Raw genomic sequence first — 14,506 nt, 5'->3', positions numbered from 1 at the left:
GATGCACCTGTCCCGACCGCCGTGGCGGCACCGAGCGCCCTGGATGGCGGCCGTGTTCGTGGCCACCGCCGTACTGAGCGGACCGTCACCCGCCACCGCGGCCGACGGCGCCACGACAGCGGCCGCCGTCGACCCCGCGCTCACCGCCGCCTTCGCCGACGGCGGCGAGTCCTCCTTCTTCGTCGTCCTGAAGGACCAGGCCGACCTGACCGGCGCCCGCGCCCGCGGCTCGCACGCGGCGAAGGGCAAGGCCGCCTTCCAGGAGCTGCGCGCGACGGCCGAGGACACCCAGGGCCCGCTCCGGTCCTTCCTCGACAAGAAGAAGATCGGCCACCAGGACTACTGGATCACCAACGCGGTTCAGGTCACCGGCGACGACAGGCTCGTCGCCGAGCTGGCCGAGCGCCCGGACGTGGCACGGATCGTCAAGGAGCAGCACTACCGCCTCGACGACCCGACGCCGGACGACTCCCGCGTCACCGCCTCTCGCACCGACGCTGACACCGGCACGGCCGCGACCGCCCCCGAGTGGGGCGTCGCCGACATCAACGCCGACCAGGTCTGGGACCGTTACGAGGACCGCGGCGAGGGCATCGTCATCGCCAACATCGACTCCGGAGTCCAGTACGACCACCCGGACCTGGTCGCCAACTACCGCGGCACCGCGGGCGACGGCACCTTCGCCCACGACTACAACTGGTACGACCCCACCGGGCAGTGCGGCATCTCCGGCGTCCCCTGCGACAACAACGGCCACGGCACCCACACCATGGGCACGATGGTGGGGAAGAACGGCGTCGGGGTGGCACCGAACGCCACCTGGATCGCGGCCAAGGGCTGCGAGTCCTCGGAGTGCTCGGACGAGTACCTGCTCAAGGCCGGCCAATGGGTCCTGGCCCCGACCGACCGCAACGGGCGCAATCCGCGCCCCGACCTGGCGCCGGACATCGTCAACAACTCCTGGGGCGGCGGCAACACGACGTTCTACCAGGACATCATCGAGGCGTGGAACGCGGCCGGCATCTTCGAGGCGTTCGCGGCCGGCAACGACGGCGACGGCACGACCTGTTCGACCGCCCACGCCCCCGGCGCCCAGGCCCCGGCCTACGGGGTCGGCGCCTACGACGCGGACGGCGCGATCGCTTCCTTCTCCGGCTTCGGACCGTCCCTGGTGGACGGCTCCGCCACACCCGACATCTCGGCACCGGGCGTCGACGTCCGCTCGACCTGGCCGGGTTCGGCGTACAGCGTCGCATCGGGTACGTCGATGGCGACCCCGCACGTCGCGGGCGCGGTGGCGCTGCTGTGGTCGGCGGCCCCGTCGCTGATCGGCGACATCGACGCCACCCGTGAGCTGCTCGGCCAGGGCGCCCGGGACGCCGACGACACCCACTGCGGCGGCACCGCCGGGATGAACAACGTGTGGGGCGAAGGCAGGCTCGACATCCTCGCCTCCGTCGACCGGGCCCCGCACACCGCGGGCACCGTCACCGGCACGGTCACGGACACGGACACCGGCGCCACTCTGGCGGGCCTCACCGTGAAGGCCACCGACACCACCGGCGCCGCCCGCACGGTCACCACCGGCGCCGACGGCGGCTACCGCCTCACTCTCACGCCCGGCACCTACGGCCTCACCGTCAGCGGCTACGGCTACGCGGACGCCGCCCCCGCCGAGATCGAGGTCGGCGTGAGCCAGGCCCTGAGCCGCGACTTCGCGCTCATCCCGGTCGCCTCGCACCGGGTCACCGGCACCGTCCTCGACGTCACCGGCGCCCCGCTGGCCGACGCCCGCGTCGAGCTGCCCGGTGTCCCCGTCGACGCAGTCTCCACGGACGACGCGGGCGCGTACACGATCCCGGAGGTCGCCGAGGGCGCCTACACCCTGACCGTGACGCCCGCCGAGCCCGCGCTGTGCAACGGCACCTGGACCGGCACCGCCACCGTCACGGCCGCCGGCCTGACGAAGGACGTCCGGGTGCCCGCGCGGTCCGACGCCTCCGGCACCACCTGCGCCCCGGCCGCCTACTCGTGGGTCGCAGGCAAGGAGAAGGTCGCCCTCAGCGGCGACGAGGACGCCACCACCGTCCGACTGCCCTTCCCGGTGCGGCTGTACGGGGTGTCCTACACCAGCACATCCGTCACCACCAACGGCATGCTCAACTTCCTCGCCCCGCGCGTCGGCGACTACGCCAACACCGCGCTGCCCACGGTCAACAACCCCAACGGCTTCATCGCCGTGCTCTGGGACGACCTGGCCCTCGACAAGAAGTCGTCGGTGCAGACCGCCACCACCGGCAAGGCGGGCCACCGCACCTTCGCCATCGTCTGGAACAACGTCGCCCACGCCACCGGCACCGCCGGCCGCGCCACCTTCGAGGCCGTCTTCGACGAGGCCACGGGCTCCGTCACCCTCCAGTACAAGAAGGTCCCCGACCACGGCGCGGGCGCCACCGTCGGCCTCCAGAACCAGACGGGTACCGACGCCCTCCAGTACACCCACGACCAGCCGGTGCTCGCCGACGGCTCGGCCGTCCGCTTCTCCCAGGGAGCCAAGTGATGACCACCGACCACCCCCGGCGCGCCCTGCGGCTCGCCTCCGTCCTGGTCGCGGCCGGGCTGTGCCTGACCGCCACCCCGCCGGCCCTGGCCGCCGGCACCGGCGACGCCACCGGCGACGGCGAGGCCCGACGGCTCAGCGCCGCCCAGGCCGAGAAGCTCGCCGCCCGCGTCACCCTCGACGCCTACGGCGACGTGCGGGAGACACCGGAGCAGGACACCGCGGCCGCCACCACGGCAGCCGACGCCTCCACGCCGGTCACCTTCACCCCCACCTCCACCCTGGAGGGCGTCCGCGGCATGGGCGCCACCGTGTCCGTGGGCAGCAAGGGCGACTACTTCGCCCTCACCGGCCTGGGCAGCGTCCAGCGCCGCACCGCCGACGGCGACGCGGTGTGGGAGCGGACCAACAGCTCCCTGTACGCGGACTGGCAGGTGAAGCCGCTCCGCCCCTGGCAGACCGAGCCCTACCCGGCCCGCATCCTGATGGGCTACAACGCGGTCTCCCCGTTCTCGCCCACGTCCGACCACGGGTACTCCACCGGCGACCTGACCGGCGACGGCACCGACGACCTGGTCTTCACCGCGAGCGTCGGCGCGGTTCCCTACCGCCCGTTCACCTCACCGGGCTCCTCACTGCCCACCGGCACCTTCGTCACCGTGGTCGACGGCACCACCGGCAAGACCCTGTGGTCGAAGCTGTACGACTACGCCTCCGCGGTCCGGATCGTCGACGGCACCCTGCTGGTCGCCGACGCCCCGCGGATGAGCCTCAACTCCCCCGCCGCCGACACCGCGAAGCTGACCGGCATCCGCTTCTCCTTGGCCGACGGCACGCTGACGCCCGCGTCGACGTGGACGTACGACACCGGGGAGACCGGGTCCGTCAACTGGGGCGACCTCCAGGACCTCGGCACGGGCAAGGCCGTCGTCTCCTGGGACCGGGCCAGGACCGACGACGCCGAAGGTCTGGGCCGCACCCTTCTCCTCGACACCGCGGACGGCACCGTCGCCTGGTCCGCGGACAGCGCGCTCTACAGCCGTCAGCTCCGCCTGGACGCCGGACGCGGCCGGATCGTCGCCGTCGAGCAGGCCGACCCCACGGACGGCGTGCGCTACGAGATCGCCGCGTACGACCTCGACTCCGGACGGCGCGAAACGCTGGACAGCCGGGTCAACGTGCTGCCCACCGCCCTGGCCGTCGGCGCCCTCGACTCCCGCGAGGGCGCCGAGTACGCGGTCTCCGAGTCGTCGCTGGACAACAACCTGTACGTCAACGCCGCCACCGTCCGCGCGCTGGACGGCGACGCCCCCGGCTCGGCGCTGTGGTCGCACACCTTCAAGCGGGACCCCGGCAACCTCCAGAACGGGGCGAGCGTCTGGCGCATCGCGATGGCCGACGGCCGGCTGATCGCCTCCGGGGAGAACGACGAGAAGATCGGCGCGTCCGAGAACGTCGGCGGCGGCCGCCTCGCGGCGCTCACCGTGTTCTCCGCCAAGGGCGCGGTCAAGTGGCAGGAGAGGGGCACCGACGCCTCGCCGATGTACCAGGACGTCGTACGGAACGGGGACAGCACCCGGATCCGGGTCGTCGACCAGGGCGAGAACGTCCGCACCTTCCAGCTGGGCAACGGCAAGCAGCGGTCGGTGACACCGCTCCAGGCCGACATCGGGTACGCCGAGGCCGCCGACCTGGACCGGGACGGCACGTCGGACGTGGTGATGGCCGGTTCCTCGAACGGCGTGTGGGCCTACTCGGGGCCGTCCCTCGTCTCCGGGCGGCCCGAGAAACTGTGGCAGGCGACCGTGCCGGGCGCGGTCCACGACCTGGTGACCGGTGACGTCACCGGCGACGGCCGGCCCGAGATCGTCGTCGCCGCCGACACCGCCGTCGTCGTCCTCGACGGCCGCACCGGCCGGACGCTCACCACGGTCGACGGCGGCGGCGCCTTCGTGCGTTCCGTCACCCTCGCCGACCTCGACCGCGACGGCGTGCGGGACCTGCTGGTGCCGACCGGGACGCTCGACGCCTACGACGGAGCCGGCCACCGTCTGTGGACGTACGCGGCGCCCTCGGACCTCGGCGAGGTCGTCTTCGCCGATCCGTCGGTGGCCGACGGCCGGGTCCACACCTCGTACTCCAAGACGGGTGCGATCAAGCTGGCCGACCCGGAAGCGGAAGCGGTCGCTCTGAACGCCGGGACCGGCGAGGCCGAGTGGCAGGCCGAACCCGAGGCGCCGTCCACGTCGACCGACGGCGTGATCCACGCCGCCCTGACCTACCGGGGCACCTTCGCCTCCCCCGAGATCCCGTACGCGGACGGCCACGCCGTCGTCCACCTGTGGGCGTTCAGGGGGCGGGTCGGCGGCACCGACGCCGTGAGCCTCCAGCAGTACCTGGAGATCCGCGACGGCCGCACCGGCGAGGTCGTGCACACCGCCGTCATCGGCGGACTGTGGACGCACAACGCCTTCTTCACCGACGGCGGCGTGCTGTACCAGGCGGGCACCTCGTCCTTCCGGGCGTTCCGCGGCGAGGGTGAGGAGGACCTGACGGTCCTGGCCGTCCCGCAGTCCTACGCCGCCGGCTTCGCCACCGGGCCCGGCGGCCGCAAGCTGCTGGTCGGCGGCGTGGAGAGCGGCGTCTACGCCTGGGACTCGAACGTCTTCGACACCCCGGGCTCCTACGCGCCGAGCGTCGGCAGCGCCGGACTCATGGGCGGACGCAACCATCTGGCCGCCGACCTCGACGGCGACGGCACCGACGAGGTGCTCTCGCTCAACGGCGACGACTACGGCCGGGACCGGATCGCCGAGGACCTCGGCGGCCGGTACCTGGTCCAGGACAACGGCATCCACCAGGTCACCACGTACAAGCTCTCCTGAGCCGGGGGGCGGTGCTCCCCCCGGTCACCCCCGGGGGGAGCACCCGGTACGTTCGATTACAGTGCGGTCCCATGAAGGCGCGCTTTCCGGACGGTGACGACACCACCGCTCCGCGCTTGCGCCTGCACCTCTTCGGCGGTTTCCGGGTGACCCGCGACGGCGGTCCCGCTCCGGCCGAGCGCTGGCCGCGGCCCGGCGCCCGCGCCCTGGTGAAACTGCTCGCCGTCATCCCCGGCCACCGGCTCCACCGCGAGCAGGCCATGGCGGTGTGCTGGCCCGACGCCGAGCCGCGGTCGGCCGCGGGCAGCCTGCGCGTCGCCCTGCACGCCGCCCGGCACGCCCTGGAACCCGAACTCGCGCCGCGCGCGGCCTCCTCGTACCTGATCGCGGACGGCGGACTGCTGTCCCTCTCCCCCGCGACCGTGTGGATCGACGCCGACGAGGCCGAGGTCGTCGGCCGGGCGGCCCTGGCCGACGGACGGACGGCGGAACTGGCCCGGGCGCTGGAGCGGTTCACCGGCGAGCTGCTGCCGGAGGACCGTTACGCGCCCTGGGCCGCGGACCGGCGCGGGCAGCTCGCGCAGCTGCGCGAACACCTGCTGCTCCGCCTCGCCGAGCAGCACCTCGCTCAAGGGGCCCCGGCCAAGGCCGCCTCGGCCGCCGAGGAGGTCCTCGCCACCAGCCCCGCCGAGGAGGTCGCCCACCGGGTCCTCATCGACGCCTGGCTGCGGCAGGGACTGCGCCGGCGCGCGGTGCGCCAGTACCACCTGTGCCGCGAACTGCTCGACACGGAACTCGGCGTACGGCCCGGCCCGGAGACGGAACGCCTGCACCGCGCCGCGCTCGCCGCCGGCCCCGCCCCCGTACCCGCCGCCTCACTTTTGCCCGCACCGCTGCGGGCGGCCCCCGAGACCCCGCCGCTGCGCGGCCGCGAGGACCTCCTGAACCGACTGCTCGCGCCCGGTGGACCGCCCGTCACCCTGCTCACCGGCGAGGCCGGCGTGGGCAAGACCCGCCTGGCCGGCGAGGCCGCACGGCGGGCCGCCGCTGACGGTACGGCCGTCCTGTGGGGCGGAGGCCAGGAGGCGGAAGGGCACACCCCGTACGGGGCGTTCGCGGAGGCTTTCGACGGCCGCCTCGCCGAACACGATGCCGCCGAACGGGCCCGGGTCGGCGCGGAGTACCCGGAACTGGCCGCGTTCCTGCCCTCGCTCGGCCGGGTCGGCACCGGTGGCGAGCGCAGCCCGGAGGAGGAACGCGACCGGCTGTTCCGGGCCGGCGCGATGTTCCTCGCCGACCTGGCCGCCCGCTGCCCGGTACTCGTCGTCCTGGACGACCTGCACGCCGCGGACACGGGGTCCTTCCAGCTCCTCGGGCACCTCGCCCGGCGGGCAAGGGAACGCGGAACGGCGCTGCGGTTCGTCGTGACGCTCCGGGAGGAGGAGCTCGCCGCCGGCGACCCGCGCCGAACGGTCCTCGCTTCCCTGCTGCGGCAGCGTCTCGCCGTACGCGAGGAGCTGGGCCGGCTCGACGAGGAGGCGTGCCGCGCTGTGGTGCGCGACGCGGCCGGCCCCGGACCGGACGACGGCCGGGCCCTGCGGGTGTGGCGGCTGTCCCTGGGCAACCCACTGTTCGCCCTGGAACTCGCCCGCGGCCCAGTCGACGATGACAACGCTGTCACCCCGGAGAGGGTGCGGGAACTCGTGGCCGACCGGCTCGTACGGCTCGATCCGGACACCCGCCGGGTCGTGGAGGCGCTCTCCGTCGCCGGGGGCGAAGCGGCACTGACCGAGCTGCTGAACGTCGCCGCGCACGGGCTGCTCCCGCCGGTGACCGGAGCGGCCGCGGCCCAGGCCCTTGAGCGCGCCGTCGCGGCCTCCCTCGTCGAGGAACGGCAGGTGGTGGTCGCCGGCAGACCCGAGGCGGGACTGGCCTTCCGGCACCCGTTGGTACGACTCACCTGCTACGAGCAACTCGGCGCGGTCCGCCGCCGGGCGCTGCACTCGGCGTTCGCCCGCACCATCGCCCAGCGCCGCCCGGACGCCGTCGACGCCCTCGCCTCGCACTACACGCGCGCCGACGACTCCCGGGCCGCCGAGTACCTGCGCCGGGCCGCCGAGCGCGCCGCCGGCCTGTACGCCAACGACACCGCCGACCGCTACTACCGGGACCTGCTGGCCCGGCTCGACGTGGACGCGGCCCGCGCCCGGCTGGCCCACGCCCATGTGCTGCGCAGGATGGGCCACTTCGAGCGGGCCGCCGACGCGCTGCGGCCGGCCCTCGCCGAATTCGAGCGGCGCGGGGACCACGACGACACGGTGCTCACGGCGGCCCTGCTCTCCGAGACCCTCGTCAAGACCGGTGCCCCGGGCCCGGCCCTGCGGACCCTGGGCGAGCATCCGGTCACACCGGACACGGCCCCGGCCCCCGCGGCCGGCCACCACCTGGCCCGGTCGGTCGTCCACTGCGTGCAGGGCCGGTACGGGGCCGGCGCGGAGGCCGCCCTGGACGCCCTGACGGCCGCCCGTCTCGTACCCGACGCGCCGGGCCAGGCACTGACGGCACGCGCCCACGCCCTGCGGGCGGCCAACCTCGGCCTGGCCGGCCGCTTCGACGAGGCCCGGAATGCGGGCGCCCTGGCGCTGGCACCGGCCGAGGCGTACGGCGACCCGACACTGCTCGGCTCGGTCCTGTCGACGGCACGGGAGAACGCGCGCCGGGCCGGCCGGCTGCGCGAGGCCGTGGACATCGGTACCCGCGCCCTCGGTCTGTCCGAACGGTCCGGAGATCCGACCGCCGCCGCGTTCGAACGTGCCAATCTCGCCGAGCTGTGGCTGCTGCTCGAAGAACCCGGTCCGGCCCGGGACCTCGCCGGACGGGCCGTCGCGGGTGCGGAATCGTACGACGCCTGGTGTCTCCCGTACGCCTTGGTGACGCTGGCGCGCGTACACGCACGCGACGGCGCGGCGACGAAAGCCACCATCCTTCTGGACCGTGCCGAGGGGGTCGTCTCCGCACAGGGGGACCGGCAGGCCGAGCACGAAGCACGCACCGCCCGCGCCGAACTCGCCCTGCACACCGGACGCCCGGAGGACGCGCTGCGCGTCCTCGACGGTCACACGGACGGCGCTCCCGTCCTCACCGCCTGGGCCCGTCTCCTCACCGGCAACCCCGAGACCGCCCTGAGCCTCGCACGGACCGAGGTGACGCGGACCTGTCGCACGGGGGAGCGCCTCGCCGAGGTGGAGGCCCGGGCAGCCCTCGGAGCAGCCCTCGCCCGGCTCTCGCGTCCCGAGGAGGGCACACGGCAACTGGATCGTGCCCGATCGCTGGCGCGGGCGCTGCCCTACCCGGCCGGGGCCCGCTGGGTGAGGTGGGCACGCGAGCTGGCGGAATCGGCGCGGTGACCACCGGGCACCGTTCCGCACACCATCCGCGTGCGCGGACCGGCATCCGCCTCTGCACCGTCCCCGGCACTCGCCGCGCCGGGGCACTGCTCCGGTCCCGCTCGGACGCCCCATACAACGCGGGGGTGTAGGAAACCGGTCTGACCAGGTTGAAGACCTCGCGGGCGGCATACCGCTCGAGGGGTCGGACAAGTTCACGCCGGCTCTTGCCCTCCTGGGTGCGGCGTTCGTCATACGCCTGGGCGCGGGGATCGACCCGTAGGCGTGTGAACACGATGCGGTGTAGGGCCGCGTTGGCCCGGCGGTCACCGCCGTAGTTGAGTCGGCGCGTGCTCCGACGCACGGAGTACTCGGTGGGGCTGACTCAGCAAAGGGCGACAAAGGACGCCTCGCTGTCCAGTCGCCCGGGTTGTCCCCCATGGTGATCAGGACAGTGACTGCGCTGTCCGGACCGATGCCCACCGGTTCGAGTAGCTGCGGGGCGTGGTGCTCGGCGAGCATGCGCAGCGTCATGCGGTGGCCTGGGCCACCGCGTCCTCGTCTCCCTCACCACCGGGTGGGCCGAGGCGCGCGCAGGTGCGGAACAGCTCGGCGTTGCCGAGGCCCGACAGCCGTTCCCGCAGGGCGGGGTCGGCGATGACCAGGACGGCCTTGAGCTGGTTGACCGCCTGGGTGCGGGCCTTTACCGCGGAGCGGGTCCGACTTGCCGAGCGGACGGCGGGCCGAGCGGTCGGGCCGGTTCACTTCGGACACCTGGATCTGCTGAGCGAGCGGATAACGGGACAGGCCCGCACCGAAGGTGCCCGTGCCCTCCACGCCGGCTCGGCGCGCCGTGCCCCGTTTGCTGGCTCAGACGAGCAAATGTCGGTAGTCGGCCGCCGTCGCCGGATAGGACTCGGTTCCCAGGACCTCACCCAGTGGGGAGATCACGGCCGCGACATGGACTTCGCCGTGTGTGTCCACGCCAGCACGACCTCCCGCCGAACGGCGGACCCGTATCGGAGGGGGAGTTGTGCTTTCTACTCGTCCTACTCGTCCTACTCGTCATGGTGGTTCACCTTCCGCGTCGTGAGGTGCTGAGCAGCCGGCACTGACCCGGGCGGTCCGAACTGTGATGGCGCCTGATCATCGGCAAAGCCCCTACGGGGACACGCCCTGTGGCTCGGCCGCGAAGCAATCGTGCTCGGCGCCACGGCGATCAACTCGTGCGTACAGCGGGGACTGTTACTGCGTTCAAACACAGGAACGGCTGGGCGCTGGTCGTGAAGGCCGGGCACGACATGTCATCGGAAGCCGAACCGGAATGAGTGGAGTCGCGACGAGGTCTGGACGATATCCGCTCACCGGCCCTCAAGGATGCACTACCCATGCCTGCCTCAAGTTCGCTCCCGATAAGCCTTGTCGAGGGCGGCCAAGGCCGCTTCGATGTCCGTGGTCCCGGAGAACAGAGCTTCGACCTGGGCAAAATGTGTCTGCTGGACGGCGGAGTTCCGCCAGCGCTGATCCATGAAGGGAACGGTGGTTCCGGCCTTCTGCCGCTCCGCGACCTCCCTGATCGCGGGGTCGACGGTGAAGGAGGCGTTCGGGATGGCGGGCAGGGTGGCGCCGGAGCGGTTGTACAGGTTCTGTCCGCGATCGGATCCCAGGAAGTCGATGAAAGCGAGGGCCTCCTTGCGGTGTGGAGTGTCGGGGTTGAGGCCATAGGCGGCCGATACCGCACCCGGCATCCGTGTGTCGTCGGGGTCATCTGTGGCGGGCAGTGCGGTCATGCGCAGTGTCAGGCCGGGGGCGGCGGCACGTAGCTCGGACAGTACGCTCGCGACCTGGACGACTCCCACGGCCCGGCCCGTGGCCACCTGGTCGAGTGTCTCCTCGTACGTCGTGTCCAGTGGGTCGGCGTTGAAGCAGCCGCGCTCGTCCATCTCCATGTATTTACGCAGGGCGGTTCGCCAGCCGGAGCCGGCGAAGGTCATCTTGCCGAGTTCCATGTCGTTGTCGAAGTCTGGTTCGTCGGCGTAGACGGTTGTCCCGACCAGGGCGTAGGTGATGAGTTGGGTGACCCAGGGGGTGGCGTTGCCCAGGGCGAGGAGGACCTTGCCGTGGTCGCGGGCCTTGTCACAGAGGGTCAGGAGTTCTGTCCAGGTCCGGGGAGGTGCTCCTCCGATGGCGTCCAGAGCTTCCGTGGAGAAGACCGTTCCGATGCCGCTGAAGGTCACAGGTACCGCGAACGTGCTGCCGTTCACGTCAGTGACCGGTTTGACGCCTATGGGCATCGTGAGGTTGAAGCGGCGAAGGCTCAGGTTCTCCAGCAGGTCGTCGTGGACCAGCGCGGTGACGGAGGCGGGATTGCCGTTGCCGGGCCAGACGGTGAACACGTCGGGGCCGTCACCCGCGCGGAGCTGGCCTGGCAGTTTCTGCTGGAGGTCGCCGGTGTCGGAGTAGTCGATCGTGACGTGTGTGTCGGGGTTGAGGCGGTGGAACTCGGCGACAACGGCGTCCATCGCGGACTTGTCGGTGGCGCTTGCCCTGACGGACAACTCGACCGGCCCGTCCTGTTCGGTACCGAACGGGCCGCATCCGGTGGTCGTGGTGGCCGCGAGCGCCAGGCTGATGGCGAGGCCGAGCAGGTGTGAGGTGCGTGTCACGGACGGTCTCCGGGCGGGAAGGAGGAATGAGGTTGGCCGGCGCGAGGCGTGGGGTGTCAGGGCTGGGTCGGCCGGCGGCGGCTCGTGTGACGTTCACTCGACCGCGCAGCGGTCACACGAGCCGCCCGCGCCCCAGGGGGCCGACGGTGGTCAGCCGAGTGTGAGGGCACGCTGTGCGGTGACGGCGCGGGAGGAACGCGCCGTCGCGAAGGTGTAGACACCCGGGGTGAGCGTCATTGCGCCCGACGACCAGACGCTGAGGTCCTGGACCGGGATCGTCAGGCTCAGTCGCTTGGAGCCGGCTGCTGGAAGGGTGACCTTCTGGAACGCGACCAGGCGGCGAGGCTCCGCCGCCGCCGAGGCGGGAAGCGTGGCGTAGACCTGGAGGACCTCTGTGCCCTCGCGCCGTCCGGTGTTGGTCACGGTGACCTCGACGATGACCTGCTGGGCGGCCTTGTCGTAGGTGGCTTCCAGGGAGCCGTGCGCGAAGGTCGTGTAGGACAGGCCGTGGCCGAAGGGGAAGCGGGGTTCCTGCTTCCTGGCGTCGTAGAAGCGGTAGCCGACGGCGATGCCCTCGTCGTAGGAGACGGTGCCGTTCGTGCCCGGGTAGGTGGCGGGGGTGGTGCCAAGGCCCTGAGTGGCGTCGGTGGGGAAGGTCACCGGGAGGCGGCCGGCCGGGTCGCTGTCGCCGAAGAGGACGGCGGCGATGGCGGTTCCGGCACCGCGGCCCGCGTACCACGCCTGCACGACGGCCTCCACGTCGTTCAGCCAGGGGGTGGCGACGGGGCCGTCGGTGTTGAGTACGACGATCGTGCGGGGGTTGGCGGCGGCGACGGCGGTGATGAGCTGCTCCTGGTCTCCGGGCAGTGCGTATCCGTCGTGGTCCATGCCCTCGCCGGCGACCCGGTTGACGAAGACGACGGCGGCGTCGGCCGCGCGGGCCGCTGTCACGGCGGCGAGGATGAGGGACTCGGGTTGCCAGCCGAAGGCCAGGCCGCACGTTCCGGGCTCCGCGGTGGCGTTGTTGTAGGTGATCTCCACGGTGACGGCGCGTCCGGCGGTCAGTACGGCGGTTCCCTGGAGCGGGTAGTCGTAGGGGCCGAGGAAGAAGCGGGCCATCTGGCGGGTGCCGGAGACGACCGTCCGACCGTCGATCTTCAGCGTGGTCGTCCCGGACGGCAGCAGGGAGAAGCGGTGCAGGCCGGTGGTGGTCGGCGTCAGCGTGCCGGTCCACTTGGCCGACCACACCTGCGGCAGGCCCTCGACGGGGGCGGCGGTGAAGTCGACGGTGGTGTCGGTGCGGGTCGTGACCGGTGTGCCGGTGCCGTCGGCACCGGCGTAATAGCTCGCCCTCAGTCCGGCCGCCCCGGTGGGGGTGCGCAGGACGGTGGAGGGAACCGTGGTGAGGGGGAGGTCACCCTTGGTCCCCTGGGCGTGTGTGACCTTGACGGAGCTTCCGGCGCGGGCCCGGATCGCGTCGAGCGGGGTGGTCCAGGTCCCGGGGTCCACGTACGTGGAGCCGGACACGCCGGTGAAGGTGTCGGACCCGGCCGGGCCGATGACGGCGAGCGACTTCACCGCGCTGGTGAGCGGCAGGGCCGCGGAGCGGTTGGCGAGGAGCACCGTCGAGGCGACGGCCGCCTCGTGCGCGAGGTCCTTGTGCGCCTGGGTGCTGACGTTGCCGGCGGGTGCGGGGACGGGGTGGTCGAAGAGGCCGTTCGCGAACATGGTGACGAGGATGCGACGGGCCGCGTCGTCGAGCCGGGCGGCCGGTATCGCACCGCCGGTGAGGGAACCAGCTGGGATCTGGACACCGCCGGGGCCGAGCCCGGCGAGGTCCATGCCGGCCCGGGCGGCGGCGACCTGGTCGTCCCCTGCCCAGAAGTCGGGCACGGTGTAGCCCTGGAGGCCCATGCCCTTCTTCAGGTCGTCGAACAGGCCGGTGTGCCGTGTCGCGAACGTGCCGTTGATCTTCGGGTACGCCATCATCACCGAGGTGGCGGGGGCGGCGGCGATCACGCGACGGAAGGGCGCCTGGTAGTACTCGTGGAGCGCTCTGTCGGACACTTTGGTGTCGATGAAGAAGCGGTTGACTTCCTGGGTGTAGGCGGCGAAGTGCTTGAGGGTGGCCGCCATGTGCTGGGACTGGATGGCCACGGTGAGGGCGGCGCCCAGCCGTCCGACGAGCACCGGGTCCTCGCCCATGGCCTCGGCCTGACGGCCGAAGTGCCAGGTGCGGGTCAGGTCGATGGTGGGGCCGAGGGCGTTGTTGTACCCCTTGGCCCGGCCCTCGGTGCCGATGGCCTCGCCTATCCGGCCGGCGAGCGCCTCGTCGAAGGTGGCCGCCTGGGCCACGGGTACGGGGAAGGCGGTGACGCCCGTCTCTCCGCGCAGCCCCGCAGAGGCGTCGACCATGGTGAGGGCGGGGATGCCGAGGTGGGCCACGGCGGCGAAGTCGCAGCGTATGAGGGCCTCTTTCTCGTCGGCCGTCATGCGGGCGAGCAGTTCGGCGGCCCGGTCCTGCGCCACGGACCGCGGCGCGGCGACCGCTCGGTCGGTGACCGCGGGGGCCATGCTCGCGGCCAGGGCCGTGAAGGCTGCGGCAGAGAGGAACGTTCGTCGGTTCACAGCGGCTCTCCGGACTGAGATGGCGGCAGTACGACGCGCCGCCGCGGGTTGGGGGAGGTGAGGCCGGCCGAGGGGTCAGGTCACGGCCGGCCTCGGCTCGATGGGGCTCTGGGAGAACCGCGTGGTCGCGGAGCCCCGAGGGATCGCATTTCCCTTTTTTCACTTCTCGGCGGCAGAGTGCTCGCCGCGTCCCACGGTGAACTCTCGGCGCCACGGCCGTATTCGGCCACGAAGTTCTTCCCAGCAGGCTGGAAACTATGGCCTCCTCCGATGCAAGGTCAACCCTCCGGGACCTCCTCTTTAAAATAGGCCCTGACCAGCAGGTTCCTGCCTTGGAATTTTAATGGCGCCCTGAAATTTCAATTGAACGGACCGATGGAA

5 protein-coding genes are annotated in these 14,506 nt (G+C 72.3%); 3 read left to right on the top strand and 2 right to left on the bottom strand.

Annotated features, from left to right (window positions below):
- Position 1 precedes the first annotated feature (1 nt).
- The 3 genes from ACH4NX_RS34015 to ACH4NX_RS34005 all read left to right on the top strand — a co-directional run bounded on the left by ACH4NX_RS34015 (position 2) and on the right by ACH4NX_RS34005 (position 8,852).
- Complete coding sequence (locus tag ACH4NX_RS34015; RefSeq protein WP_398129784.1) at positions 2-2,560, top strand: S8 family serine peptidase; 2,559 nt, start codon at positions 2-4, stop codon at positions 2,558-2,560.
- On the top strand, positions 2,560-5,445 hold the full coding sequence (locus tag ACH4NX_RS34010) for an FG-GAP repeat domain-containing protein (protein WP_398129783.1): 2,886 nt from the start codon (positions 2,560-2,562) through the stop codon (positions 5,443-5,445). The genes ACH4NX_RS34015 and ACH4NX_RS34010 overlap by 1 nt, the downstream gene beginning before the upstream one ends.
- A gap of 71 nt (positions 5,446-5,516) precedes the next feature.
- Positions 5,517-8,852: an ATP-binding protein gene (locus tag ACH4NX_RS34005; RefSeq protein WP_398129782.1), complete on the top strand. Its 3,336-nt coding sequence runs from the start codon at positions 5,517-5,519 to the stop codon at positions 8,850-8,852.
- A 1,376-nt stretch (positions 8,853-10,228) separates the two neighbouring features.
- Here ACH4NX_RS34005 and ACH4NX_RS34000 read toward each other — a convergent pair.
- Positions 10,229-11,497, bottom strand: coding sequence for an ABC transporter substrate-binding protein (locus tag ACH4NX_RS34000; RefSeq protein ID WP_398129781.1), 1,269 nt, complete (start codon positions 11,495-11,497; stop codon positions 10,229-10,231).
- 150 nt (positions 11,498-11,647) lie between these two features.
- A complete protein-coding gene (locus tag ACH4NX_RS33995) occupies positions 11,648-14,125 on the bottom strand; it encodes a beta-glucosidase (RefSeq protein WP_398129780.1) in 2,478 nt (825 codons plus the stop codon).
- Positions 14,126-14,506 lie beyond the last annotated feature (381 nt).

Origin of the sequence: Streptomyces sp. NPDC017225 (assembly GCF_044331465.1) — a bacterium.
GTDB lineage: Bacteria > Actinomycetota > Actinomycetes > Streptomycetales > Streptomycetaceae > Streptomyces.
The sequence above is the reverse complement of the archived record's forward strand: the minus strand, read 5'-3'. Positions and strand labels throughout refer to the sequence as shown.

What these genes read in the sequence shown, in the direction of transcription:
- ACH4NX_RS34005 (WP_398129782.1), top strand. Translation starts at nt 5,517, where the DNA reads ATGAAGGCGCGCTTTCCGGACGGTGACGACACCACCGCTCCGCGCTTG.
- ACH4NX_RS34015 (WP_398129784.1), top strand. Translation starts at nt 2, where the DNA reads ATGCACCTGTCCCGACCGCCGTGGCGGCACCGAGCGCCCTGGATGGCG.
- ACH4NX_RS34010 (WP_398129783.1), top strand. Translation starts at nt 2,560, where the DNA reads ATGACCACCGACCACCCCCGGCGCGCCCTGCGGCTCGCCTCCGTCCTG.